The organism is Mangrovibacter sp. MFB070, assembly GCF_000705335.1.
Taxonomy (GTDB): Bacteria; Pseudomonadota; Gammaproteobacteria; order Enterobacterales; family Enterobacteriaceae; genus Mangrovibacter; species Mangrovibacter plantisponsor.
Map to the genome: position 1 here is coordinate 218,064 of NZ_JJMI01000019.1, position 26,231 is coordinate 244,294.

25 protein-coding genes and 3 tRNA genes are annotated in these 26,231 nt (G+C 48.1%); 15 read left to right on the forward strand and 13 right to left on the reverse strand.

What is annotated here, in order from left to right:
• Positions 1-33: 33 nt before the first annotated feature.
• The 6 genes from DT73_RS25435 to DT73_RS07570 all read right to left on the reverse strand — a co-directional run bounded on the left by DT73_RS25435 (position 34) and on the right by DT73_RS07570 (position 4,520).
• The gene (locus tag DT73_RS25435; protein ID WP_072006915.1) at positions 34-195 is read right to left on the reverse strand and encodes a DUF1328 domain-containing protein; all 162 of its coding nucleotides are present in this window, start codon (positions 193-195) and stop codon (positions 34-36) included.
• Between the two features lie 112 nt (positions 196-307).
• Positions 308-925 carry a molecular chaperone OsmY gene (gene osmY / locus DT73_RS07550; RefSeq protein ID WP_036106434.1) on the reverse strand — a complete coding sequence of 206 codons (618 nt, stop codon included), beginning with the start codon at positions 923-925 and terminating at the stop codon, positions 308-310.
• A gap of 377 nt (positions 926-1,302) precedes the next feature.
• Entirely contained in the window at positions 1,303-2,892 is a 1,590-nt protein-coding gene (gene prfC / locus DT73_RS07555) for a peptide chain release factor 3 (RefSeq protein ID WP_036106437.1), read from the reverse strand.
• 94 nt (positions 2,893-2,986) lie between these two features.
• Entirely contained in the window at positions 2,987-3,664 is a 678-nt protein-coding gene (gene yjjG / locus DT73_RS07560) for a pyrimidine 5'-nucleotidase (RefSeq protein WP_036106440.1), read from the reverse strand.
• A 30-nt stretch (positions 3,665-3,694) separates the two neighbouring features.
• Entirely contained in the window at positions 3,695-4,138 is a 444-nt protein-coding gene (rimI, locus tag DT73_RS07565) for a ribosomal protein S18-alanine N-acetyltransferase (RefSeq protein WP_036106444.1), read from the reverse strand.
• On the reverse strand, positions 4,107-4,520 hold the full coding sequence (locus tag DT73_RS07570) for a DNA polymerase III subunit psi (RefSeq protein WP_036106447.1): 414 nt from the start codon (positions 4,518-4,520) through the stop codon (positions 4,107-4,109). Before DT73_RS07570 ends, rimI begins: the two co-directional genes overlap by 32 nt.
• Before the next feature lie 104 nt (positions 4,521-4,624).
• Here DT73_RS07570 and rsmC point away from each other — a divergent pair, with 104 nt between their 5' ends.
• The 4 genes from rsmC (at position 4,625) to DT73_RS07590 (ending at position 6,103) form a co-directional block, all read left to right on the forward strand.
• Complete coding sequence (gene rsmC / locus DT73_RS07575) at positions 4,625-5,653, forward strand: 16S rRNA (guanine(1207)-N(2))-methyltransferase RsmC (RefSeq protein ID WP_036106451.1); 1,029 nt, start codon at positions 4,625-4,627, stop codon at positions 5,651-5,653.
• A gap of 136 nt (positions 5,654-5,789) precedes the next feature.
• A tRNA-Leu gene (locus tag DT73_RS07580) sits at positions 5,790-5,876 on the forward strand.
• A gap of 26 nt (positions 5,877-5,902) precedes the next feature.
• Positions 5,903-5,989 (forward strand) — tRNA-Leu (locus DT73_RS07585).
• Between the two features lie 27 nt (positions 5,990-6,016).
• Positions 6,017-6,103, forward strand: a tRNA-Leu gene (locus tag DT73_RS07590).
• Positions 6,104-6,203: 100 nt separating this feature from the next.
• Here DT73_RS07590 and DT73_RS07595 read toward each other — a convergent pair.
• The gene (locus DT73_RS07595; protein ID WP_072006916.1) at positions 6,204-6,449 is read right to left on the reverse strand and encodes a DUF1435 family protein; all 246 of its coding nucleotides are present in this window, start codon (positions 6,447-6,449) and stop codon (positions 6,204-6,206) included.
• A gap of 292 nt (positions 6,450-6,741) precedes the next feature.
• Between DT73_RS07595 and DT73_RS07600 the strand changes: the two genes are divergently transcribed.
• Together DT73_RS07600 and fhuF are read left to right on the forward strand one after the other, a co-directional pair.
• Positions 6,742-7,812: a diguanylate cyclase gene (locus tag DT73_RS07600; RefSeq protein WP_036106894.1), complete on the forward strand. Its 1,071-nt coding sequence runs from the start codon at positions 6,742-6,744 to the stop codon at positions 7,810-7,812.
• A gap of 85 nt (positions 7,813-7,897) precedes the next feature.
• A complete protein-coding gene (gene fhuF, locus DT73_RS07605; RefSeq protein ID WP_036106459.1) occupies positions 7,898-8,683 on the forward strand; it encodes a siderophore-iron reductase FhuF in 786 nt (261 codons plus the stop codon).
• Between the two features lie 349 nt (positions 8,684-9,032).
• Here the strand turns inward: fhuF and DT73_RS07610 are convergent, their stop codons facing one another.
• Positions 9,033-9,692 (reverse strand): helix-turn-helix transcriptional regulator, encoded by a 660-nt coding sequence (locus DT73_RS07610; protein ID WP_036106462.1) that lies wholly within the window; start codon positions 9,690-9,692, stop codon positions 9,033-9,035.
• Positions 9,693-10,470: 778 nt separating this feature from the next.
• Between DT73_RS07610 and DT73_RS07615 the strand changes: the two genes are divergently transcribed.
• The 7 genes from DT73_RS07615 (at position 10,471) to opgB (ending at position 17,509) form a co-directional block, all read left to right on the forward strand.
• Positions 10,471-11,247 (forward strand): threonine/serine exporter ThrE family protein, encoded by a 777-nt coding sequence (locus DT73_RS07615; RefSeq protein WP_036106465.1) that lies wholly within the window; start codon positions 10,471-10,473, stop codon positions 11,245-11,247.
• Positions 11,238-11,711 (forward strand): threonine/serine exporter, encoded by a 474-nt coding sequence (locus DT73_RS07620; RefSeq protein WP_036106468.1) that lies wholly within the window; start codon positions 11,238-11,240, stop codon positions 11,709-11,711. The genes DT73_RS07615 and DT73_RS07620 overlap by 10 nt, the downstream gene beginning before the upstream one ends.
• A 382-nt stretch (positions 11,712-12,093) precedes the next feature.
• The gene (locus DT73_RS07625; protein ID WP_036106471.1) at positions 12,094-12,522 is read left to right on the forward strand and encodes an organic hydroperoxide resistance protein; all 429 of its coding nucleotides are present in this window, start codon (positions 12,094-12,096) and stop codon (positions 12,520-12,522) included.
• Positions 12,523-12,705: 183 nt separating this feature from the next.
• Entirely contained in the window at positions 12,706-13,251 is a 546-nt protein-coding gene (gene dnaT, locus DT73_RS07630; protein WP_036106474.1) for a primosomal protein DnaT, read from the forward strand.
• Positions 13,252-13,253: 2 nt separating this feature from the next.
• The gene (gene dnaC / locus DT73_RS07635; protein WP_036106477.1) at positions 13,254-13,997 is read left to right on the forward strand and encodes a DNA replication protein DnaC; all 744 of its coding nucleotides are present in this window, start codon (positions 13,254-13,256) and stop codon (positions 13,995-13,997) included.
• A gap of 88 nt (positions 13,998-14,085) precedes the next feature.
• Positions 14,086-14,568, forward strand: a complete 483-nt coding sequence (locus DT73_RS07640; RefSeq protein ID WP_036106481.1) for a DUF2501 domain-containing protein — start codon at positions 14,086-14,088, stop codon at positions 14,566-14,568.
• Positions 14,569-15,205: 637 nt separating this feature from the next.
• Positions 15,206-17,509 carry a phosphatidylglycerol--membrane-oligosaccharide glycerophosphotransferase gene (gene opgB, locus DT73_RS07645; RefSeq protein ID WP_036106485.1) on the forward strand — a complete coding sequence of 768 codons (2,304 nt, stop codon included), beginning with the start codon at positions 15,206-15,208 and terminating at the stop codon, positions 17,507-17,509.
• Positions 17,510-17,603: 94 nt separating this feature from the next.
• On the opposite strand, the gene DT73_RS07650 is transcribed toward opgB, so the two are convergent.
• A complete protein-coding gene (locus DT73_RS07650) occupies positions 17,604-19,442 on the reverse strand; it encodes a diguanylate cyclase (RefSeq protein WP_051691296.1) in 1,839 nt (612 codons plus the stop codon).
• A 257-nt stretch (positions 19,443-19,699) separates the two neighbouring features.
• Between DT73_RS07650 and DT73_RS07655 the strand changes: the two genes are divergently transcribed.
• Positions 19,700-21,052 carry a D-serine ammonia-lyase gene (locus tag DT73_RS07655; protein WP_369792581.1) on the forward strand — a complete coding sequence of 451 codons (1,353 nt, stop codon included), beginning with the start codon at positions 19,700-19,702 and terminating at the stop codon, positions 21,050-21,052.
• Positions 21,053-21,106: 54 nt separating this feature from the next.
• Here the strand turns inward: DT73_RS07655 and DT73_RS07660 are convergent, their stop codons facing one another.
• The 4 genes from DT73_RS07660 to DT73_RS07675 all read right to left on the reverse strand — a co-directional run bounded on the left by DT73_RS07660 (position 21,107) and on the right by DT73_RS07675 (position 25,134).
• The gene (locus tag DT73_RS07660; protein WP_036106488.1) at positions 21,107-21,610 is read right to left on the reverse strand and encodes a heme-degrading domain-containing protein; all 504 of its coding nucleotides are present in this window, start codon (positions 21,608-21,610) and stop codon (positions 21,107-21,109) included.
• Between the two features lie 10 nt (positions 21,611-21,620).
• Complete coding sequence (locus tag DT73_RS07665; RefSeq protein ID WP_036106493.1) at positions 21,621-22,928, reverse strand: MFS transporter; 1,308 nt, start codon at positions 22,926-22,928, stop codon at positions 21,621-21,623.
• A 50-nt stretch (positions 22,929-22,978) separates the two neighbouring features.
• Complete coding sequence (locus tag DT73_RS07670; protein ID WP_036106496.1) at positions 22,979-23,929, reverse strand: 2-hydroxyacid dehydrogenase; 951 nt, start codon at positions 23,927-23,929, stop codon at positions 22,979-22,981.
• Between the two features lie 212 nt (positions 23,930-24,141).
• The gene (locus DT73_RS07675; protein WP_036106901.1) at positions 24,142-25,134 is read right to left on the reverse strand and encodes a LacI family DNA-binding transcriptional regulator; all 993 of its coding nucleotides are present in this window, start codon (positions 25,132-25,134) and stop codon (positions 24,142-24,144) included.
• A gap of 321 nt (positions 25,135-25,455) precedes the next feature.
• On the opposite strand from DT73_RS07675, the gene idnO reads away from it, so the two are divergent.
• Complete coding sequence (gene idnO, locus DT73_RS07680; RefSeq protein ID WP_036106500.1) at positions 25,456-26,220, forward strand: gluconate 5-dehydrogenase; 765 nt, start codon at positions 25,456-25,458, stop codon at positions 26,218-26,220.
• Positions 26,221-26,231: the final 11 nt, after the last annotated feature.

Consider the following 26,231-nt stretch of genomic DNA (forward strand, 5'->3'; position numbering starts at 1 on the left):
CTTACTCACCCATGTTGTACCACACTTTCCGGTCTATGGACGCCGACGGCCGGTAAAAAGACTGACCAGAAAGAGAACAATACCGACAACAAAGACGATTTTCGCAGCACCCGCCGCAGTCCCCGCCAGGCCACCGAAGCCTAACGCCGCCGCAATCACTGCCACAATTAAGAAGATAATTCCCCAACGAAACATAAACGCTCCTTACCCAAAGTGAATAATGATTGCCACCGGCCAGTGCACCAGTAACACCTGGTTGGTTCGCGTCGGGCCTGCCTGTGGCAAGCCCGGGTCCGTCTTATTACTCTTACGCTTTAACTTTTAGTTCATTTTTGACACTTTTCACGCCATCAATGGCTTTAGCAATGGTTTCTGCCCGCTGTGCCTGTGCACTGTTATTCACTGTACCCGTCAGCAGTACCACACCCTGGGTGGTTTCCACTTTGATTTTGCGCGACGGAACAATGTCATCGGCCAGGAACTTCGCCTTAATCTCGCTGGTCGTTGCGGTATCACCGGCATAGCCTTTCAGGCTCTGCGAATCGCTGTCTTTCACCTGCAACTTATCACTGACTGATTTCACGCCATCCACATGCTGGGCGACATTCACTGCTGTTTCAGCCAGTTTCTGGCTGGTGACAAACCCACTCAGGGTCACAACGCCTTTATCTGTATCGACGGAGATATCGGTACTTTTGACCGAGTCGTTATCCATTAAAGCCGATTTCACTTTTGCCGTTATGGCACTGTCATCCATGAAATTACCGACTTTAGTGACAGAGCTGTCGATTTTTTGTCCCGCGGAATCCGCCATGGTCTGTGCTTTAGCGGCTGTGGTACTTTCAGCGAACGCTGCACCACTCACCAGAACAGAACCCAACGCAATTGCCAGCAGAGAGTGAGAAACCTTGTTTGTCATCTTCATCGATTCTTTCCTTATGTTTGCTCAGTATTTGAGCCAGTGCTGGTAGTAACCAGCCGTTATTCACCACATCTAAAAAACCCATTAATGGTGAATAAATTCAACAAAAGAACAATTAACCAAGATTTAAAACCACAATAAACATGTTTATTAGCGTTTTAAACTAAGAGTTACTATCAGGGGTAACTATAGTTCACTGGCAGTAAAAAACGATCGGATAAACGGAAAAAACTGCTGAACAGGGCTGATTTCGGGGGTTTTTAAGAACATTCTGCGCAAAAAGCACAATGACAGAAAGGATATAAAAAAGCCTGGCCCGCGTTAATTTCGCAGGCCAGGCTCTGGCAAAACCGGCACTCACCGGTTGGCAAAATGCCCTGTTAGTGTTCGCGCGTTTTGCGGAATGTCACGTCAGGGTAACGTTCCTGAGTCAGGTTGAGGTTAACCATGGTTGGTGCGATATACGCCAGGTTATCTCCCCCATCCAGAGCCAGCTGTACTTCATTTTTACGTTTAAATTCTTCGAATTTTTTCACGTCAGCGCATTCAACCCAACGTGCAGTGGCAACGTTGACTGACTCATAAATTGCTTCAACGTTGTATTCACTTTTCAGGCGCGCCACAACCACATCAAACTGCAGCACACCAACCGCGCCAACAATCAAATCGTTGTTGATAAGCGGACGGAACACCTGCACCGCACCTTCTTCCGAAAGCTGTACCAGCCCCTTGAGCAACTGTTTTTGTTTCAGCGGGTCACGCAGGCGAATACGGCGGAACAATTCAGGGGCGAAGTTCGGGATCCCGGTAAACTTCATGTTTTCACCCTGAGTGAAGGTATCACCAATCTGGATGGTACCGTGGTTATGCAAACCAAGGATATCGCCAGGATAGGCTTCTTCAACATGAGCACGGTCACCAGCCATGAAAGTCAGGGCGTCAGAAATAACCACATCTTTGCCGGTACGCACCTGGCGCAGCTTCATGCCCTTTTCATACTTACCAGACACAACACGCATAAATGCCACACGGTCGCGGTGTTTCGGGTCCATATTGGCCTGAATTTTGAAAACAAAGCCGGTGAATTTATCTTCTTTCGCTTCCACAACACGCTGGTCAGTCTGGCGAGGCATTGGCGTTGGGGCCCAGGAAACCAGGCCGTCGAGCATATGATCGACACCAAAGTTACCCAGCGCGGTACCGAAGAACACAGGCGTAATATCACCGCTCAGGAACAGTTCTTCATCAAACTCATTGGAAGCCCCTTTCACCAGTTCCAGTTCATCGCGTAATTGACCAGCCAGATCTTCACCCACTGCTTTATCCAGCTCGGGGTTATCCAGGCCTTTAACGATGCGAACTTCCTGAATAGTGTGGCCCTGGCCACTCTGATACAGATAGGTTTCGTCTTTATACAGGTGATACACGCCTTTAAACAATTTTCCACAACCAATCGGCCAGGTAATAGGGGCGCAGGAGATCTTCAGTTCGTTTTCGACTTCATCCAGCAACTCCATTGGGTCGCGGATATCACGGTCGAGTTTGTTCATAAACGTCAGGATAGGCGTATCACGCAAGCGTGTGACCTCCATCAGTTTACGGGTACGGTCTTCAACACCTTTTGCCGCATCAATCACCATCAGGCAGCAGTCCACCGCGGTCAGAGTACGGTAAGTATCTTCGGAGAAGTCTTCGTGCCCTGGGGTATCAAGCAGGTTAACCAGGCAATCGTGATACGGGAACTGCATCACCGATGTGGTGATAGAAATCCCACGCTGCTTTTCCATCTCCATCCAGTCAGATTTTGCATGATGGCTGGAGCCACGGCCTTTCACTGTCCCCGCGGTCTGAATAGCCTGTCCGAACAACAGCACTTTTTCAGTAATGGTTGTTTTACCCGCATCCGGGTGAGAAATAATGGCAAAAGTGCGGCGGCGGGCCACCTCTTGCTCGAAAGGAGACAACGTCATAATTCAGTCTTCTGTGTCAGGGCGCGAACCGTGTTCACACCACAAGGATTGGTAAAAATGTGCGCTATTTTACCCAACAGTCCGGGCCAGACAATCATTGTTTACACAGGCGTTGCTCCAGTTCGCTAAGCGTAGCCACCTGCCAGTCTGGTGTAATCCCTTCCGGTAGAGTGCGCTGATGGCTGTTGACCCAGCAAGTTGCCAGACCCGAGTTAATTCCACCAAGAATATCGGACTCTGGTGTATCCCCAACCATTAACACACGTTCCCGGGGCGGATTCCCCATTTTATTCAGTGCATAATCGAAGATTGAAGCATCTGGTTTCGCCACACCCACTTGCTCAGAAATCACCAGCAGATCAAACAAATGCGCTGTACCAGTTCGCGCCAGGCGACGCTCCTGAAGCGCCGTAAAACCATTAGTGATGATGCCCATTTTCACCTTGCCATACAGTGCATTGAGCAGGGAAAGCGCGCCTGGTAGCGGTGTACAAATTTCCGCCATGGCATTTAAAAAGGCATCATTCAGTTCAGCAGGCGGCACGCGCAATTTGTCGGCCCACCCCTGGAAACGTTGGTGCTGTAATTGTAACGCGCTAATCGCACCGTTTTGATAATCCACCCACAACGGCTTATTGACCGCCTGATAATCCTGGAAATCTTCGGATGTAAACGTAACGCTATAATCCAGAAACATTCTTTGTAAGCCGCTGAATGCATCAAATGTAAACAGCGTTTCATCGGCATCAAACAGAATCCAGTCCCACTGCATGGCTTCGCTCCGTTAATTCTCTTCTTTAATTCACCCCAGCGGCAGAGCCATAACAATGGCATCCTCACGCCCGGCCGCGCACGGATAGTAATTGCGGCGCACGGTGACTTCGTTAAAACCTAATAGCTCGTATAAGGCGCGGGCACCCAGGTTCGACTCGCGGACTTCCAGCCACAATGTGAGCACATCGCTCTGCTCCAGCTCTGCGACCAGGTGCTCAAGCAATTCGCGCCCCAGCCCTTTACGTTGCCAGGCAGGATCAACGGCAATATTGAACAGTGTGGCTTCATCCAGCACAACCTGGGTTATGGCAAAGGCCACCAGTTGCCCGTCGGACCATAAACCCAAATTACGGTAACGCTCGCCCTGGTTGCTGATGAGCGTTTTTTCACTCCATGGGAAAGCATGGCTGCGTTGTTCTATCGCCCAGGCGGCGGCGAGATCAGCCTGCGTCAGGGAAGAGATCGTGTTCATGTTGGCAAATTTGTTTCCACAGCGCCTGGCGCGCCTGGTGGTCCTGATAAAGTTCATCCAGCCCGGGAGAAGACAGATTTACCCCGGGTAACGCCGCAGGGCATGAGGCCCCCAGCCACCAGGTATGGCAGCGGCTGCCAGACGGCAACATGTCGACCCGTTCAGGGGGTAACAACATGACCTGCTCTGTTGAGAGTTGCAAACTACGCAGAACATCCTGAATAAAAGGGTTATGTAATTCAGGTAATGGCCGGGCGACTATCAATAATCGCACCGCAGACGGCACTGTGATAGCAACCTCACCTTGCAACACGCCCGGGCGGCGTAGCACCCATTGGGTGATGCCCAGTTGCTGCAATTGCCAGTCTCGTCGGGATGTCATGCGTAGCCTTGTTTCTCGTCAGAAGGGCGCAAATATAGCAAATCCGTCGTATCTGCGCCAACAAACCACTATAATCACGCCTCAGAATATTAAGGAGACAATTAATGTCAGCGTATACCCCTGCCAGTGAAGTGCTGCTGCGCAACAGTGATGATTTTCAGGACAGCCATATTTTATTTGCAGGTGACCTGCAAGACATGTTGCCCGCGCAACTCCCCTGCGCCTCAGCCAGGGTATTTACTCAACAATATCATCACTGGCAACAGCTACATGCACAAATGGGTGAACAGGCAAGTTGGGGCATGTATGCAGAAGCTGAACAGGTTGCCGGCTGCGATACGCTGATTTATTACTGGCCGAAAAACAAGCCTGAAGCGCATTACCAGCTAATGAACCTGCTGGCACTGCTCCCCACAGGCAGCCATATTTTTGTCGTGGGTGAAAACCGTAGCGGGATCCGTAGCGCGGAACAAATGATCGAGGCATTTTGCCCATTAACCAAAGTTGACAGTGCACGCCGTTGTGGTCTGTACCATGGTCAACTTGAAAAACAGCCCGCATTTTCTCCTGATACCTGGTGGGGCGAATACCAGGCCGACGGCGTTACGGTCAAAACACTCCCGGGCGTTTTCAGCCGGGACGGGCTGGACTCAGGCAGCCAACTGCTCCTGTCCACCTTCACACCACACACGAAAGGCAAAGTGCTGGATGTCGGTTGTGGTGCAGGTGTACTGGCTGCGTCACTGGCGGCACACTCACCTAAAGTACGCCTGACATTATGTGATGTCAGCGCCGCGGCAATTGAAGCCACTAAAGCCACGCTGCTGGCTAATGAAGTAGAAGGCCAGGTCCTGGCAAGTAATGTATTTAGCGACATCCAGGGCCGGTTTGACATGATAATCTCCAACCCACCGTTTCATGATGGGATCCAGACCAGTCTGGACGCAGCCCAGCAGTTAATCCGCGGTGCGGCGCGTCACCTGAATATTGGTGGGGAATTACGTATCGTTGCCAACGCATTTCTTCCTTACCCCAGGGTGCTGGATGAGACCTTTGGCAGCCATGAAGTCATTGCCCAAACCGGGCGTTTTAAAGTCTACAGCGCCATACTGCGGCGTCCTGGTAAAAAATAACGCAAAGTGTGGGGTGTTGCCGGATGCCGTTTTTTACACCATTCAGAAAAGCGGCATGTAATTAACAGTTGACGAATAGCAGAAAACCACTAGAATGCGCCTCCGTGGTTACAACACTTTAATGTGTTGATGGTATGCGAAGGTGGCGGAATTGGTAGACGCGCTAGCTTCAGGTGTTAGTGTCCTTTCGGACGTGAGGGTTCAAGTCCCTCCCCTCGCACCAATAATCACAGATATCGTTCGCACTGCGCGAAGGTGGCGGAATTGGTAGACGCGCTAGCTTCAGGTGTTAGTGTTCTTACGGACGTGAGGGTTCAAGTCCCTCCCCTCGCACCAATGCGAAAATGATATCTCTCTTACTGTGCGAAGGTGGCGGAATTGGTAGACGCGCTAGCTTCAGGTGTTAGTGTCCTTTCGGACGTGAGGGTTCAAGTCCCTCCCCTCGCACCAGTTTCCTGATTTCCCCTGCAGCCCTGTTTCGTTATTCCCTGCCTGCCTTTCCATGCCTGTTTCTTTCTGTATTAAAACGCTTTACAGCAATAACCCGTGTTCAGGGAAAAACTGGCCAGGTCATCATCGCTTTTAGCAGCAACACAGCACCGCTCCCGAGCGCCATTGCAGAAGAGAGTAAAATAAAATGCCGCAGCCGGGGGTGCCACAACATTGCTGCAGTGCTTAACAATGCCACCGCAGTTAACACTCGCCATAACGAAAATGGCAGGCCAATAAACGCGAGGCCAAGAATCACCCCGCTCCCCAGAATTAACCCCCAGCCCCCTTCAAGACACTTGCGCATCACTTCCTCACCGCAGCCAGAAATTTGATAACAGATATCATATGCTAATAGTTATCATTTTCAATTAAATATTACATTCCTGGAACCAGGATGCAGCGTTGTCAAAATGACAAATAAGGCTGGGGTGACAGATTATTCTTAAGATGATAAATTGAGCGATTAAACATAACACTCATCCGACCTCATTCTGGCTAAACGCATTCTGTAGATTAAGTTCCTCAGATAAGGTCTGGACATAACGCCAGCAATATCACTGATATTGCAAAATATTTTATTCTTACCACTGATTTTTATGACGACACCATCATGGCAAGGCCTGATGAAAGAAAAGTATCAACTTTCATTACGCCTGTTTTTGCTCCTGAACGCGCTGAGCTCACTTTATTGCATGCTCAACCCGGTAGCCAACAAAGTGCATATTATTGTGCGCACTCCTGTGGCAATGATTTTCATTGGCAGTACGTTTTTACTTATCTCAAATTTAAAAAATAAAAAAATACGCGTACATATAAATATCATCTCACTGATATTTGGTATTTTTTGGGCCTGGAATGCCGTACTGACACAGCATGTCTTACAAACCACAGATCTTTCATGGTTTATGGTGACATTACTGGCTGTCCTGTTTATTGGGGCAATTGCGTTCATCAATAACTTAATCAGTTTCCTGCTGCATTGCCTGCCCACCACACTGACCATCCTGTTTCTTTCCAGGGGAGAATACTGGGTGCCGGTGTTGTTTGCTTTTGCATTACCAACCATCGGGATTGCCATTCACCAGGTAATAAAGCAGCGTAACGACAGGTTTATCCTGAGCCTGCTTAATACACTGGAAGCAGAGAAAGAAACGCTAATCGACCTCAGTATGATAGACCCGCTTACCGGCCTGTATAATCGACGTGGTTTTGAGAACCGGACAGAAAACGCCTTAGCGGATTCTTCTTCTGTACATACGTTATTGCTGCTGGATATTGATCATTTTAAAGCCTATAACGACCACTACGGGCACATGATGGGCGACCAGGCACTGACGCGTGTTTCCGCCGCCATTCGCGATACAGTCCGCTCCAGAGATATTGTTGGCCGCTATGGCGGCGAAGAATTTATGGTCTTACTGGTCAATACAACGCCACAACAAGCCAGCGAAATGGCCGAGCGCATTCGCCAGCGGGTTTACGATCTCTCTATTCCGCACATGTTTAATGAAAGTGTCGCAACCAATGTGACAATCAGCATCGGCACCGCACAAGTCAAAAACAATGATATGGGAACAGCCCTGAGCCAGGCAGACCAGGCGCTTTACAGTGCCAAGAACCAGGGGCGCAACAGCATTCTGTCCTTTGATACCTGGAGTGCTGCCTGACACCCGGGTAGCAACGCTTGTATGTGTCTGGCATCGCGGTTAGTATTAGTAATTATTATCATTTATATTTACATTGCTTACCGCTATGGCTTATTTTGCGTTTCGCCAACCAGCAGAAGAATGGGGAACGGTTCCCCGTTTTTTCCCCCGTACCCTGTCAGACAAGGTAAAAGCAACATTTACGCGCCATAGCCCATGGTTTAATGACTTTATTTTCCCAGGCGCACAGGCTCCATCAGACGCCCTGACACTTGCGCAATGGTCGCAACCGGCTGAACTTGCCGCCTTACTGGAGCGCTACGCCAGCCACTGTTACCGCGATACGCCTGAGAAAAAACAACAGAATAAGCCCCTACTTTCTTTATGGGCTCAGTGGTACACCGGGCTACTGGTCCCCCCGCTGATGCTGGCGCAACTGACTATGTCATGCCCCCTTGACCTCTCACCAGAACGGGTCTGTGTGCGTTTCCATGAAACCGGCCGGGCAGAAAAATTCTGGCTGGATGTTCAGCCCGCTCACCATGATGCCCCCCGGGATGCAATTTCCCGCATGGAGCACCTTATTGAAAGTGGGATTACACCGGTCGTTGCAGCCCTGGAAGCAACCGGTCATATCAACGGCAAGCTTATCTGGAGCAACCTGGGTTACATTGTTAACTGGTTTCTCAATGAAATGAGCAAATTCCACCCTCAGGAAGAGCTCAATGCACTACATCGCCACTGCTTCCTCTCTGCGCAATTACGCACCGGGAGTGCTAACCCCCTGTTCCGCACTATGCTGGAACGGGAAGGCCTGTGGGTGCGCCGCACATGCTGCCAGCGTAACCGCCTGCCAGGTGTGCAACAATGTGGTGACTGCACACTGGCATAAATAACCATGTGGGATGGTTGCGTTTGCCGCTGCCACACACCAGGTGGAACCCGGGCAGATTACCAGGGTGTTATCCCTGCAAATTAACGCCCGGGCACGGGTCTGTGAGAAAGCACAAATGGGCCACAAGAGCCCATTTCAGATTGATGAAAAAGAAGGAAAAAGCGTGGTTTTTCCTTCTTTTTAGTTAGCAGCCGAAAATCAATGAATTGATTTTACTGGTTTTTTATTAGGTGACATTCTCTCGTTCTGTGCGGACATGAGGTTTGTCATCAGACTCAAATGGGCCACAAGGGCCCATTTACATGAAAGCAGCCACATACCGGTTAAGCCCAGTAACCGCCCTGCCTCACAGTTCGTTGGAAAGTTCCACTTTGCCAGCTTCGCTGTTAATCCAGGCATACATATCGGCATTACTGCGCAGTGATAAACGACGCAATGCGCTCCGTTTCTGGGCGCTAATCGTTTTATTGCTTTTTTGCAGCACATTTGCCACCTGGTTCACCCCGAGCCCACGCCCAAGCAGGCGCAAAACTCGTTTTTCCGATGCAGTCAGTTTATGGTGCTCCTGGGGAATTTGTGCACTGGAGCAGGCTTCGGCGTCAGCCTCTGTATCCCCCGGAATGTACATGCAATCCAGAAAGGGGTGCAGCAGATTTATCAGCTCAGTTTCAGGAACCAACAGAGGAATCAAATGGATATTAGGTAAACCATGCCATTTTTCATATTGCTGTTCATCTGCGGATATCAACATAACCCACTGGCATTTTTGCCCGCTGTGGACACTTTCCAGATAATGATAATAAATATCATCACTGTGGTTTTCACCGGAGAGATCACAAAAAATGATATCGTTATTAACGGTAAGACTAAGCTGACCATCGCACTTTACATCACAAACACTCAGGTTGATATTATCGAAATTTCTTAAAATCAGTGATTCAATCCCGGCAGCGATTATCGCTGAACGACTAATAACCGCACCGTCTTTATAGCTTCCTGCTGTCATATTTTGCTCCTGTTGATATCTGCCCTCTGTACCCTGCGTTGTTTCTGGTGGTTTACGGAGCCCCACGCATTTCCGTGCAATCAAAACAGCAGTAAACTTTAAAAATCAATATATTATTTGAAAAGCCTACGCCACCACTATAGCAATATGCACCAGAAAACCGCATGACACGGAGAACAGACCTGGATAAGTTGAATAGAAAAGACATAAATTTAAAAAACTACAGATAAATACAAATACTGAACCTGTTCAGATGAACATTAGGCCTATAATCCCACGCCACACCTGAATAAAACCTAAACACTACGCAATATGCAGCAAGATGAATACAACCAGGGCGTGTTGTAATTATAACACGGCACATCTAAGCAAATAATTAATAGCCCTCAGTAAAAAAATATTGATGGAATATTCCTGGTCAAAAAAAATAAAAAGTAAAAAAATCATTAATACAAAGTTAAGAAAAAAACACTTTCACGGCATAAATTGCCTTATCTGGTCTGTCGCGCTTTCCCATTGTTACTTTGCGGCTCTGCTTCCATCTGCAAAATGTTCGCAGCAAAATGTTCGCCAGGCTGTTTCCCATCGTGGGTAAATATCTTAAATTGAATAAAGGTTGAACGGAGATACCTTCTCACTAACAGAGCTTGTGCCCCCAAAAACAGGTAATACCCCCGTCAGTTTGTACGGGTAGCCGTTCAACGCACAACCCCGTTACCTTGCGTGCGCATTAACAGCCACGCTTTTATCTCTACTTTTGGTTTTGGCAGGTCTGAAAATGGAAGCAATAGCGGTAAAACAGCGTGAAGTAACCCGGCTGTGCATTCAGTGCGCACTCTTTCTGCTTCAGCACGGCGCTGAAAGTGCCCTGGTGGAAGAACTTTCCGGGCGGTTGGGTAAAGCCCTGGGCATGGATAGCGTTGAAAGCGCCATTTCTGCTAATGCCATTGTGCTGACAACTATCGTTGATGATCACTGCCTGACATCCACACGTAAAAATATTGACCGTGGGATCAATATGCACGTAGTGACCCAGGTTCAGCATATTGTCATTATGACCGAGCACAAGCTGCTGGATGACAAAGACGTCCGGCGCCGGTTTGCCCATATTCGACCATTGCGTTACCCCCGGTGGCTGGTCGTTCTGATGGTTGGGCTCTCCTGTGGGTGCTTTTGTAAACTCAACAATGGCGGGTGGGATGGCGCACTTATCGCCTTTCTTGCCAGTAGCGTTGCCATGTTTGTTCGCCAGGTACTCACTCACCGCCATTTTCACCCGCAGATTAACTTTTGCATCACGGCATTTGTTGCGACAACGCTTTCCGGGCTGTTGTTGTCCACCCCGCTGTTTCGCCACACATCCACCATTGCCATGGCCGCCAGTGTTTTATTATTAGTGCCGGGCTTTCCATTGATTAATGCCGTCGCGGATATGTTCAAAGGCCATATCAACACCGGCCTTGCGCGCTGGGCCATGGCAAGCCTGCTTACACTTGCAACCTGTATTGGTGTGGTCACGGCGCTGGCACTGTGGGGGTTACGCGGATGGGCATAATGACGTTTTTATTGAACCTGCTTCAGGATATGGCGCTGGCCTCTATTCCGGCAGTCGGTTTTGCCATGGTTTTCAACGTGCCACTCAGAGCATTGCCTTACTGTGCTTTACTGGGAGCTATAGGCCACGGAGCCCGGTTTATCCTGATGCACTTTGGTGGCAACATTGAATGGAGCACATTTCTCGCATCCATTCTGGTCGGCTGCATTGGGATTCAGTGGTCTCGCTGGTACCTTGCTCACCCCAAAGTTTTCACGGTCGCGGCCGTCATCCCAATGTTCCCGGGGATCTACGCCTATACCGCCATGATATCTGCAGTGAAGCTGAGCCACTTCGGCTATACAGAGCCGCTGATGATAATGCTGGTAACCAATTTCCTGAAAGCCGCATTTATTGTTGGCGCGTTATCTATTGGTTTGTCCCTGCCAGGCTTATGGCTCTACCGCAAACGTCCGCGGGTGTAACCCGCGTCAGATTGATGAAAAAGAAGGAAAAAGCGTGGTTTTTCCTTCTTTCTGGTTAGCAGCCGAATATCAATGAATTGATTTTCCTGGTTTTTTATTGGGTGGCATCCTCTCGTTCTCTGCGAACATGAGGTTTGTCATCAGACTCACTTGAACTACGATGTATTGTGGCTTTAGTTAAATAAAAAAATAACTTGCAATTAAATAGCGCACTACTTAAATTAATCACAGAGCAAGACTGAATGGTCACGCGCAGAACTTAACCATCGTGCCTTAAGGCACATATTCTTACGGGTAATGTCCTGCACCACTTCAGTCTCAATTTAGTCACCGTCTATTAAGTCGCTCACGACTTAATAGTGAAATATACAAAGGAGTCAACATGTCTTTAGAACAAGTGGTTTACCGGGCAAAAGCAAAAGCCACCGGGGGCCGTGACGGCCGCGCTGTTTCATCTGATGGTGTACTGGATGTCAAACTGGGTGTGCCAAAAGAGATGGGCGGGCTCGGTGGTGAAGTTACCAACCCCGAACAGCTTTTTGCTGCCGGTTACTCTGCATGCTTTTTAGGTGCCATGAAATTCGTTGCTGGCCGCGATAAAATCGCCCTGCCAAAAGAAGCCTTTATTGAAGGTGAAGTCGGTATTGGTCCGATTCCTGATGGTTTTGGTATTGAAGCAAAGCTGAATATCCACCTGCCGGGCATGGACAGTGCTGAAGCCAAAAAACTGGTGGATGCCGCTCATATCGTCTGCCCTTACTCCAATGCCACCCGTGGTAACATCGATGTCACGCTAAATATCATTAACTAAGCGTTGTTGCCCCAGCAACCAGGCCGCTTGTGCGGTCTGGTGCTACCTGTTTTGCTCGCCATGCTGATTATCCCCACTGCTTTCCTTTCAATCTGCCCCGCAGGTTATGCTACTATCTGGTGGTATGTTCCCGGCCTTTTTCGCCTGAAAAGGCGCAGTCAAATTCAGCTTTGAGATGGTGTTATGTCTTCCAGAACGCTTACCCCGGATGTTATCGGTCTTGATCAATTTAATGATGACCCGCTTTCTGCTCTGAAGCAGGCGGAAAATGGCGCTATTGCTGTTTTCCATAACAACCGCCCGGCATTCTATGCACTGACACCGGAAAGGCTTGCTGCACTGCTGGCTATTGAAGCGGCGCAACAGCAACCCGTTCCCCAGGCAGATGTTGCCCTGGATGACTCACTTTTCAGTGATGCCCCTTTGCCCGCAGGCCCGGTTCCCCTGGGGAAATTTGCCATGTATTCAGGCTGGGCTCCGGATGCCGATTTTCTCCGCCAGGCTGCATTGTGGGGCATTATGTTAGCCACACCTGTGGCAGCAGAAGAGCTGGCAGCATTCACGTCATACTGGCAGGCAGAAGGCAAAGTTTTCCACCATATTCAGTGGCAACAAAAGCTGGCGCGTCATCTGCAAATCAGCCGCCAGGCAAACGGCGGCCCGGCAAGGCGGGATATTTCGCAAATATCACGTCCGGATGAAAGCATTCCTGACGGTTTTCGGGGGTAATAATGGTAAAAAAAGCAACCGACCTGCTCTCCCGTGTCAGGCGCCATATTCCTGATGGTATCAGACCGGCGTTTACAACGCCGGAAGAGTGGCACCAGTGGCAACTTGAACAAGGCCGCCAGCGCTCTCAGGCACTCGCCCGGGAAAACCAGGCGATGAAAATGCAACGCACATTCAAACGTTCAGGTATTCGCGAGCTGCATATTAATTGCTCGTTTGATAATTATCTTGTTGAGTGTGAAGGGCAGGCTCTGGCACTGGCGCGTGCACGTAAGTATGCCGATGAATTCGAAGGTAATATCGCCAGTTTTGTCTTTTCTGGCAAACCCGGCACCGGGAAAAACCACCTGGCCGCAGCAATTTGCAACGCCTTGTTATTGCACGGTAAATCTGTACTGATTATTACCGTGGCAGATATTATGTCGGCGATGAAAGGCACCTTCAGTGAAGGAGCTGAAACCACAGAAGAACGCCTGATTGAAGACCTGAGCAGAGTGGACTTACTGGTCATTGATGAAATTGGTGTCCAGACAGAATCCCGTTACGAGAAAGTGATTATTAACCAGATTGTTGACCGTCGTTCCTCTTCCAAGCGGCCAACCGGTATGTTGACCAATCTGAATATTAACGAGATGAACCAGCTATTGGGCGAACGCGTGATGGATCGTATGCGCCTGGGTAACAGCCTGTGGGTTATTTTCAATTGGGACAGCCACCGCAGCCGGGTTACCGGAAAAGAGTACTAAAATCCGAATTATTGGGCAGGCAGCAGCACTGCCCGAAATCAGGTTTATACTGAGGCCACAATTATTGGCTTCCCTGGTGGATTTTCTTATGAGCGTTAAGCAACCTGTACTTCTTTCTCTTGCACTGGCTTTCGGGCTGGTATCGGCCACAGCCAGCGCAGTAAACCTGCAACAACTCTCCAGTTCAGCAGAGCAATTAATGGGCAGCAGCTCTGGCAGTACGAGCGCTAACAGCACATCTTCACTAACCAGCCTGCTGGGCAGCAGCAATTCTCTGAGTGCGGGGAATATGAATAATGCGGCGGGGGTACTCCAGTATTGCATGAAACAAAAACTGGTGAATGCAACTTCTGCAGATAACGTAAAAAATCAGTTACTTAATAAACTGGGGCTGGAAAACCAGAGCAGCAGCACCTCACAGGATTACCAACAAGGGTTAGCAGGCCTGCTGAACAGCAAAGAAGGCCAACAAATCAACCTGGATTCATTGGGCAATTCAGAACTGGGCAAAAAGGTGAAAACCAAAGCCTGTGATTTGGTACTCAAACAGGGTGCCAGCTTCATATCTTAACTAACTGTAAAATAAAGAAAAAGCGCAGAATCTGCGCTTTTTTTGTTGCCAAAAGGCAACGTTTTGTTCAGCTGTCAGCGCCGTTTTACACGATGGCGCACACGATCCGTGTCCAGCGTACGTTTACTGATCTCACGATAATGTTTGAAAAAACAAAACATTACGAAAGCCAATAGCCCCGCAAGACTAATAATATATAACCACATAAAAGTATCCACGATTGCTGTGCGGAATGAAGGGCAAATATCCCCAAGAAATTTGCAGTAATGTAGCATGGACATCTTTCAGATTATCCTGAGGATAATCTGAAAATCATTATATTTTAACATGATATATTGCTAAAGAAGATCAGACAAAACCGCACAAATCCGGATTAATCACTAAAAAACCAGGCGTTTTAGCGGATAAAACCAGAATAAAGCGCCATGCCACAATAAACTTTCTTAGGTAAATCACTAAGGGAAGTCCGAAGTTTCGCAGTTTGATGACACCCCCACATACGCACTGAAAAAACCTCTTACAGCAGCACATTTTTGTTGCAGAAAAATTGCACGGAGTATTAACTCAGGCTAGATTAGTCTGCCCGGGAGTGTCGCTCGCCTGAGGAGTACCCGGGTATTCAGATGAGGATCACGTAGTGTCAGAAGTTATCTCGTTTTTTCTGTTTATCACATCTATCGCTATTTATGCGTGGAAGGCAGGCCGCCACACATGGTGGTTTATCTGCACGCTTGTGGTACTCATTGTCTTTGTTGTGCTGAATATCGTTCTTTATGCCAGTAATTATTTTACTGGCGAAGGGATCAACGATGCGGTGCTGTACACCCTCACCAGTAGCCTCACAGGCGCAGGCATTCACAAATATATCCTGCCGGGAATCGGGCTTGCTGGGCTCCTGGCGGGCATCTTTTTCGGGTTATCCTGGTTGTTACGCCGCCGTAAACACGCGCCGCACCACCGCGGTTACAGCCTGCTGGCGTTAATACTGGCACTGGCCTCCGTTGATGCCAGCCCGGCCTTTCACCAACTGTCTGAACTGGTGAAATCACAATCCCGCCAGGGGGATCCAGATTTTGACGTTTACTATAAAGAACCTAACAAAACGATTCCGTCCCCTCATCTGAATTTGGTGTACATCTATGGGGAAAGCCTTGAGCGCACTTACTTCGATAACGAGGCATTCCCCGGCCTGACGCCTGAACTCGGCGCACTCAAACAGGATGCCATTGATTTCAGTAAAACCGGCCAGCTACCGGGCATGGACTACACCATCGCAGGTATGGTGGCATCACAATGTGGGATTCCTCTTTTTGCGCCATTTGAAGGCAATTCATCGGCCTCGATGTCCACATTCTTCCCCCAGAACGTGTGCCTTGGCGATATTCTGAAAAATTCCGGCTATGAAAACTACTTCATGCAGGGTGCCAACCTGCGCTTTGCCGGGAAAGATGTATTCCTTAAATCTCACGGTTTCGATCACCTCTACGGCTCTGAAGAGCTCAAGCAGAGAGTCAGCGATCCGGCATATAAAAATGACTGGGGTTACTACGACGACACCGTACTGGATGAAGTGTGGAAGCAGTTTGTCACGCTCTCCAGCCAAAATAAACGCTTCTCCCTGTTTACTCTGACAGTGGATACTCACCATCCCGATGGGTTTATTTCCCGTTCCTGTACACGTCGCAGCTATAAAATGGACGGTAAAACCAACCAGTCGTTCAGCGCTGTCACCTGTAGCCAACAGCATGTCGCTGCGTTAATTGAAAAGATAAAGGCATCCCCCTGGTTTAAGAACACCATAATCGTGGTGTCTTCAGACCACCTGGCAATGAAAAATACCGCCTGGCCTTATCTCAATAAACAAGACAGGGAAGATCTGTTTTTCATTATTCGCGGTGACCAACCCACGCAACAACTGGTTTCCGTGAAACGCAACCCTATGGATAACGGTGCAACCGTGCTGGATATTCTCGGGGGTGATAACTATCTGGGTCTGGGGCGCAGTAGCCTGTCCGGGCAGTCGCTCTCGTCGCTCTTTTTGAATATGAAAGACAAAATTCTCGCCTGGAAACCAGACGTGATTCGCCTGTGGAATTTCCCAACGCATATCGACACCTTCAATATTGATAAAGGCAAGAACACGATCAGTTTCTCCGGCAGTACCTTCCGCCTGCCATTACTGTTACGTGTATCCGACAAAAAAATCGAACCGTTGCCAGAGAGTGAATATTCTGCGCCATTGCGCTACCAACTGGCCGATTTCGCTCCCCGGGATAACTTTATTTGGGTTGATACCTGCTACAAAATGGCGCGCCTGTGGTCGCCTGAACTCGCGCTTTCCAGCGACTTGTGCGTGGCGCAAGGGCAACTGGGGGGGAAACAACAGGTTCAGGCAGTCAGTACCCAGGCCTGGCAAGGCAAGGCTCATTTCCCTGACACTGTCATTGATATGGCCCGTTACCAGCAAAATATCGATAAGCTGAAAATTGTCGATAACGACATCCGCTACAAAGCCGACAGTTTCATTTTCAATGTGGCAGGTGCGCCAGATGAAGTGAAAAGCTTCACCGGAATTTCCCGCCCGGAATCATGGGGTCGCTGGTCTAATGCCAATATCTCCCCTGAAGTGAAAATTGAATATACCCGGCCCTTGCCAGCGCACTTTGACGTGGTGATTAAGGCCAAAGCGTATGGGCCAAATATCAACCAGCCAATTCCAGTACGGGTGGGTAACCAGGAACAAGTTCTGACTGTCGGTGATACACCGGTCACTACAACATTACGCTTTGATAACCCAGGCAACAGTAGCACGCTGACCATTACACCGCCTGCGCCACAAGAATCTAATATGGACAATATTCTGGGGCACTCGCCGCGTAAATTAGGGGTTGGGCTGATAAGCGTGGAAATTGTGCCGGTTTCCGCGCCACCGTTATCCTGAATACGCTGCTGAACAAGGACCCTGTGACCTTTTAAGCCTGGTGAAAAAGAAGGGAAAGCGCAATTTCCCTTCTTTTTAGTTAGCAGCCAGCATGTTACGGCCCACAAACCTGGTTACGCCCGGCAGATTTCGCCTGATACAGGTTAGTATCTGCCTGTTGTACCCAGTCATCCATGGAAGCGTACTCTGGCCGCCAGGGCGCCACACCGATACTCACGGTAAACGAGAGCGAAACCGCTTCCCAGTTAAAGGTGTAATCTGCAATTGCAGCACGTAGCCGCTCCATTGCCAGGCAGGCGTCCCGCGTTGTCACATCCCGCAGCAATACAATAAACTCTTCACCACCCAACCTGGCCACCAGGTCCGTACCCCGGGTGTGCGTCTCCAGTAAACGAGCTAATTCCTGCAATAAAGCATCGCCCGCCAGGTGGCCATACTTATCATTTATCCGCTTGAAGAAGTCCACATCGACCAGAGCAAGGCAATGCCTGGACATCCCTTGTGAAGGTAAGTTGAGATCAGGCAAAGCATGTAAGGATTCAAAAAAAGCGTTACGGTTCGGCAACCGGGTCAGCCCGTCGTGAGTGGCGTTGAAACGTAACCGGGCTTCCATTTCCGAACGCTTATCTTCAAGGCTGCGAGCCCGGATGAGCGTTCCCAGGGTGGTTACTATCGGTTCCAGTTGTGCAATCAGCTCATCATCCATCCCTTGCGGGCGGTTAGCCAGCGCGATCATGCCGACAGGTTTCTGATTAAATACAATGGGAATACCCAGGAAATTATGCAAAGGCGGGTGCCCGGCAGGAAAACGGCGTTTCCCCGGGAATGCAGGCACATCATTCACACACATAATTTTATTGTGCGTAATGACCTGCCCAAATATGTTATCCAGCCGGTGAAAAATCAGCGCGTTATTCGCCTGCATCTGCTCATCAAACCACCGGGTAACGGAATCATCCCACGAGATATTCGAAATGGCCGGAATATGCAAAGACAACACACCTTCGGTATCCTGCACAATTCCAATAAAACCAAATTCACACTGGGTCATATCCAGTAATGGCGTGAACACATGGTCACAGGCTGAACCCAGGTCATGATCATGCAAAAAGCGGTTCTGTGCATCCAGTAAAATATCCAGTAATGCACGTTGCTGAACCATTTTTCTCTCATTCGCAACATATTCAGTGATATCGTGTGCATACTTCACTATCCGGCACAGGCGCCCTTCGGAATCAAAAATAGGGTTATAGTTAGCCTGAATCCATAACGGCTGGCCGTTCTTACGAATCCTTTTAAACCGCCCTTTCCAGCACTCTCCGCGGCGTAACGCTTTCCAGAAACGCTGGTAGCCGTTAGCTGACACTTCATCTTTGGCACACAAAAAAGCATGATGACGGCCAACTAACTCGCGTTCGCTGTACCCGGTCATTGCCAGATAATTGTCATTGGCACACAAAATAAAACCGTTCTTATCAAACTCAATCACGCCCTGAGCACTGTCCAGCGCCTGCAGGCGGGCATGGTATTCCACATACATCAGTTTTTCCTGAGTGATGTCCATTGCCATCATCAGAATACTTTGCAACTCATTATCTTTATTGAGTACAGGTGAATAAGATGCATGCAGCCACACGACACAATCATCATGATGGCAACGTTTAAATTCTCCACAGGTAATATTTCCGGCCAGCACGTCCTGCCAGAAAACAGTACCACGGCCATGACTTAATACAAATTGCGAATGGTTAATATTCACCAGTTCATCGGCATGAGAAAACCCCATTAAAAGAGCAAACTGCTGATTCGCTGAAATAACATTACCAGACAAATCAAACTCAGCCATTGCCCAGCCGCCATCAAGTAATAGCTGTCTGGATTCCCCAAGGGAAACAATATGTTGTTCAGAATTAGTGTGCTGTGTTGTCATCATCGTTCTGCCTGAAAGCATCACTTAAGCCAAATAAAAGGGTATGAAAGCTCATTACCCATAACTGAGTTATTTTTTCTTACCGGCGCTTTTAATTGAGTATGGTTTAAAATTGTATTCGCGCCACTTCAACGGAGTCATAAAAAAAACAATCCCGCATCCCTGAAATAGCCGGGACTTTACGTTTTTTTTCTCCAAAGGCCAGATGAACTGTGCACACATATACACCAGCAATGTGAAAGAATAAGAGGATAACTGCTATGCTGTTTTTATCCTTGAGCCATGAGAACACTATCATGACAACAACGATTGCAATGCTACGTGAAACCCGTCCTTTACTGGATGACCTGGCTGCAATGAAAGAAACGGTTTGGTGCAACCCGGACATAACCTCTGCCGCAGAAGGCCTGCACTATAGCGGGCTTACCCGCAGGGATGTACAGGGTGCAGAGCAACGCCTGGCGCGTTTTGCCCCCTGCCTGAAACAGTTATTCCCGCAAACAGCTGCCGCCGACGGCATGATTGAATCTGAGCTGGTTGCCATTTCGGCTCTCAAGGCCACTCTGGACCAGAAATATGGTCATACCGTTCCTGGCAGGGTGATGCTAAAAAAGGACAGCCACCTGCCTATTGCCGGGTCGGTAAAAGCACGGGGAGGCATTTATGAAGTGCTCACGTGGGCTGAACATTTAGCGTTTCGTACCGGGTTACTCAACCCCCATGACGACTACAGCAAACTGGACAGCGATGTGGCTCGCCAGTGCTTTAGTGATTACGAAATTGCTGTCGGCTCCACAGGAAACCTCGGGTTATCTATTGGCCTGATGGGTAAAAAACTGGGGTTTCGCGTCACCGTGCATATGTCTGCTGATGCAAAAGCATGGAAAAAAAACCTGCTGCGGGAATGTGGTGCCAGTGTTATTGAATACCAGGATGATTACAGTGTGGCGGTCAGCCATGGCCGGGAAGCGGCCAAAAACCACGAACATACACTGTTTGTTGATGATGAACATTCACGCACCCTGTTCCTGGGTTACGCTGTAGCTGGCGAGCGCCTCAAAAAACAGTGTGATGAACAGGGTATAATTGTCGACCATGACCACCCGCTATTTGTCTACCTGCCGTGTGGTGTGGGTGGCGCACCGGGTGGAATCAGCTTTGGGCTGAAACTGGCGTTTGGTGATAACGTGCACTGTTTTTTTGCTGAACCAACGCACTCCCCCTGCATGTTCCTTGGTGTATATAGTGGCCTGCATGACCAGATTAGTGTTCAGGATATCGGCCTTGATAACCATACCGTTGCGGATGGCCTTGCTGTTGGCCGCGCATCTGGTTTTGTGGGCAAAACCATGGCACGCCTGATATCCGGTTATTACACCCAGTCTGACGAAACGTTGCTTGCCTTACTGGGTGATGTCTGGCGCGATGAAAATATTTTTCTCGAACCTTCAGCTGCAGCAAGCGTTTCTGGCCCATGGGTGACCGCGGCTGAAAGCGCAAAATCTTTCAGCGCGCAACAACTGGCTGGAGCCACCCATATTCTGTGGGCAACGGGTGGCGGTATGGTTCCGCAAACAGAGCGGGAAGCATTGTTGTCCTCTGCCTCCCAATAATTCTGCCCCCCCGAAAAAACAGAAAAGGCGCTGGTAAAAAGCGCCTTTAGCTGTTCAGTTAAACTCAGGAACCCGAGAAAAGTCAGCGCCGTTTACCCCTGTACGTTGAGCCAGCGTAGTGATCACCAGATTGTGGTCATCCAGTTGTGGTGCGCCTGAAACCGTCACGGTTCCTGTCATTCCGCATCCCGTTACAATCAGCGGATAGGCACCGCCAAATGCAGCATAATCACGCATATCCAAACCATAACGCTCTTCCAGGGTTGTTTGGCGGGCATTCAACATCAACCCGGCAGCCCATGAACTTATTGAAAGGAAAGCAACGGTATTACGCTTACGCCGCACCCAGTCGACATTCTCGGCAGTAGCACCAGGCATCAACGCACTAAAGATTACCGTCTGATTCAGGCAAATCTCAATAGCAAGATGGTAACCCAGATCTTGAGCATTTTGATATAATGCCTGCCCTAACTGCCAAGCATCAAGATAATCAAATTTGTTGAAACAGAGCTGTTTTCTATGCTGTTCACATAATGCGATATGTTCTTCCAGAGTCATATTTCACCTGCTATGCCTGAGACGTTTTTTTATTACCAGACAGAGCAGTATCTTCATGATTATCTAAATCACAGTGCCCTGGTAGTAAAAATGTAATCGACCCAGCAATTATTAATGATCCTGCCAGGGCATAAATCGCGATATTCTGTCCATACAAATAGATCATCACACCGACTAAATATGGCCCACAAAACCCACCCAGATTACCTAATCCATTAATAACACCACGTGCAGTCCCCGCAACCTCCGGCGTCGCAATTCTTCCAGGAATAGACCAAAATGGACTGGTTGCAGCTTTAAGGAAAAATCCACAAATGACCAGGGAAATATAGGCAGCGACAACATAATCACGCAAAACTACCGAGGCAATTAAAGCCGCAGCAAAGCAATATAGTGAATAACGAACCCACAAGCGACGTTTACCACTGCGATCACTGAAGAAAGAAACCAGATAAATACCCGCAAGAGTGGCAACAAAAGGAAGGATAGCCAGCACACCAACCCCCGCCATACTGGCACCCGTCAGATTTTTTAAAATAGTGGGTAACCAAAGTGTATATCCATAATCACCCGTCTGATAAAAAAAGTTCAGAATAACTAATTTCATCAAAGAGGGGTTGCGGAACACATCTCTCAGTGGAGCCTTACTGACTGGTGCCAGCAATGACCGGGCATCTCTCTCAGCAGACAGCGTTTTAATCAGATAGTCTCGTTCTTTTTCCGGTAACCAGCGAGCATCTTCTGGGCGGTCGCTAATGAAATAACACCAGATAAGTAATACAACTGCTGAGAGCATTCCTTCGATAAAGAATAACCAGCGCCAGTCAAGTGCAGAGATAATAGCCCCAGAAACAGGGGCGGTTAACATGCCGCCAAGAGGAGCAAACATCATGACAAATGCATTCGCCCGACCGGTCTCTTTTTCAGGGAACCAATTCGTTATCATCGTCAGAACGACAGGCAACATTCCACCTTCAGAAATACCAAGCAGGAATCGTAAAGCCAGCATCTGGTATTCATGGGTAACAAACCCCGTAGCAATGGAAATAACAGCCCATGCGAGTAGTGACCAAAAAATAAAACGCTTTCCACTGCCATTAACCGCTATATACCCACCTGGAATCTGTAGAAACAAATACCCTATAAAAAATATACCACTGGCCACACCAGCCATCTGACTTGTTATACCAAGGTCAGACTCCATCCCACCGGGTAGTGCAAAGCTAATATTCACCCGATCCATAAAAGAAATAATACAGGCAGTAAGAATGGGCACAACAATACGCAACCAGCGTGTACCTGGTATTTTATTATTCATGATTAATGACACCTATGCAGAATTGATTACAAGTAGATTATGCATTTATCTCAATCAATCTTATTTGGTAACGGAACCTGATTAAACCAGGCAGAAACATTATCAAAAACGATATCACTCATTTTTTTCCTGGTTTCAAAAGTTGCACTGGCAACATGTGGCTGTAAGATAACATTCTCTAGCGCTATTAGCTCATCAGGAACATGAGGCTCATCGGCATATACGTCTAATCCGGCACCGGCAATTTTTCCTTCCTGTAACGCGGCAATGAGATCATTTTCATTAACTAATATTCCTCTGGCAATATTAATAAGCCAGGCATGGTCAGGCATCACATTAAAAACACTGGCATCAATCATACCCTGATTTTCCTTGCTTCCAGAGGCTGCCAGCACCAGGAAATCACTCTCATGCGCCAGCGTATGCACATCCGGACACCACTGGTAATCAAGCTTATGGTTAGGTTGACGGTCCGTATACAATATCTCCATATCAAAACCACTTGCCCGCCGGGCAATAGCCTGGCCAATATTGCCCATACCAAGGATCCCAATACGTTTTCCGCTCACCTGAGTGGCAAGGCCTGGAGCATTACTGAGCCAGCGACCTTCACAAACAAAGGTATGCCCTTGCACCAGCTTTCTGGCCCCGGCTAATAGCAATCCCATTGCCAGATCAGCGACATCATTAGTCAGCACACCAGAAGTCACCGTTACAGCTATCTCGTGGGAACGTGTCATGGATAAATCAACCGCATCAGTTCCAACACCAAAAATTGCTATCAGACCAAGTTCAGGCAACATCTCAATGATGCTATTGCTGACACCGACGTCACCCCGCGTAACAACAGTCTGAATTTGTGAGCCAAACTCCTGCAAAAAGGCGGCCGGATTGGTTTGTTCATACAGACGATATACCTGGAATGATTCAGTAAGCCGGTTAAGCAACTCATCCATGACGGGTGCAACCAATAATACTGAGCGGGGAAGTGATGTATTCATATTTTCACCTGTTTGAAATGTATTTGATGACCAATACCTATTATCAAACGGGTTTATCAGAGTAATTTTTGCGATCTGTATCACGCTAAGTCATGTTAGAAAACGCTGTTACGGATGGCGTGATTACCTAAGCAAATAACCTTATTAACTCTTCATAAAACAAAACCTGGTAACCAAAAAAATAACAATTTCCTAACCAAACTATACTTCATTCAGATTGTCTCCCCCATCGACAAACGATAATGGAGGTCAACCTTCTCAATCGTTTTTATTCCGTTGATTTTTTTTATTAAAATCTCTGTTGCCACTTTTCCCATTTCAAAACGTGGGGTAAGCACACTCGCCAGTCTTGGGGATACTATCTGGCCTATCTCCAGGCCATGAAACCCTGCAATTGCCATATCCTGAGGAACCCTGATACCACAAGCTATGCACTCCTGTAACACACCAACAGCAAGGTCATCATTGGTACACAGAATACCGTCCATATCGAGATACATTTGACGTGCAAGTGTCATCATGCCAGTGCCAATCGAAACGGATGACATTTTATTCGGGGCAATACGGCCAACAGACAACCCAACATTTTCCATTGCTTTACAATATCCAGCATACCTTTGCTCATCACGAATGTCAGACATTGAACCAAAATAGATAATATGCTTTTTACCACTTGCTAACAGCATATTTGTCATATCGAAACCTGAGCGAAAATTGTCAAATCCCACATTAATACGATCAGTGTTATCAGATAGCCCCATCAGTTCTGCAACCGGGATTTTCGCTGCTTTCAGGTATTTCTCTGCACGTAATGTGTGTACCGTCTCAGTCAAAATCAGTCCTTTTACATTAAATGCCAGAACTGTAGCAATCTGCTCTTCTTCTCTTTTACTATCATAGTCGTAATTTACAACCAGCGTTTGGTAACCCTGAGCCGTAGTCACCGATTCAATTCCTGATAACACATCAGCAAAGATCTGATTATTAAAAGAGGGTATTAGTACACCAATGCGTGGGGCTATATTGCTATTCATTGCCGGATTATCCGGGTCTGTCTGATAACCTACTTCATCAATCACACTTGCTATACGTTCTGCCGTTTCAGGGCTGACTTTGTCTGGTGTACGCAGATAACGACTCACCGTCATTTTAGTTACACCGGACAGTGAAGCAATATCATCCAGAGTAATACGTTGTGCTTTCATGGTTTCGCCCATCATAACAACTTTCAATCAAGCCATTATGCCCTTCCGCTGACACTGGCACAACGCTGCACCACGAGTCTTCCCACGGTGGAATGCACTGAAATTTTGTGTTGCTTCACACAAGATGTAACGCCGGTTCGTAACACTACGCCGAGTGATGTAGATCACAGTTTCTGGCCCGATAAAACCGTGAGATAGAGCCAGTGACATTAGGTAATTTTCATCCTGGGCACGCTGCCAGAAATCTTAAGGGTACAGTGTGCAAAAGATGAAATCGACTCGCATACATCCACTATGCACAATATTGAACAGGAAATCGCAATGAGTGATCTTTTTGACTTACATAAAAAACGTATTTTAATTACCGGCTCAGGGCAAGGAATCGGATATGTAATGGCTCAAGGCCTTGCGCAATATGGTGCAGAAATCATTATTAATGACATTTCAGCCGAGCGTGCTGAGCAGGCTGTTATGAAACTGCGCGATGAAGGAGCTGTCGTTCATAGTGCCGTATTTAATGTGACTGATCCCAACGCTGTTACTCAGGCAATTGACAATATTGAAAATGATATTGGGCCTATTGATGTCTTATTTAATAATGCCGGAATTCAGCGTCGTCATCCTTTTACTGAGTTTCCGGTACAAGAATGGAATGATGTTATTTCTGTCAATCAAACCTCTGTATTCCTCGTATCGCAAGCCGTAGCACGGCACATGGTCGCCCGGGGAAAAGGGAAGATTGTGAATATATGCTCAATGCAAAGTGAACTGGGCCGTGACACTATTACACCTTATGCTGCGGCAAAAGGTGCGGTTAAAATGTTAACTCGCGGGATGTGTGTTGAACTGGCACGGCATAATATCCAGGTGAATGGTATTGCACCTGGATATTTCAAAACAGCAATGACTCAGGCTCTGGTCGATGACAAAGAGTTCACTGACTGGTTGTGTAAGCGAACCCCTGCAGCACGCTGGGGTAACCCAGAAGAACTCATTGGTGCAGCGGTATTCTTATCATCACAAGCATCCAACTTTGTGAATGGGCACTTGTTGTTCGTTGATGGCGGCATGCTGGTAGCAGTTTAATAATGGAGCCA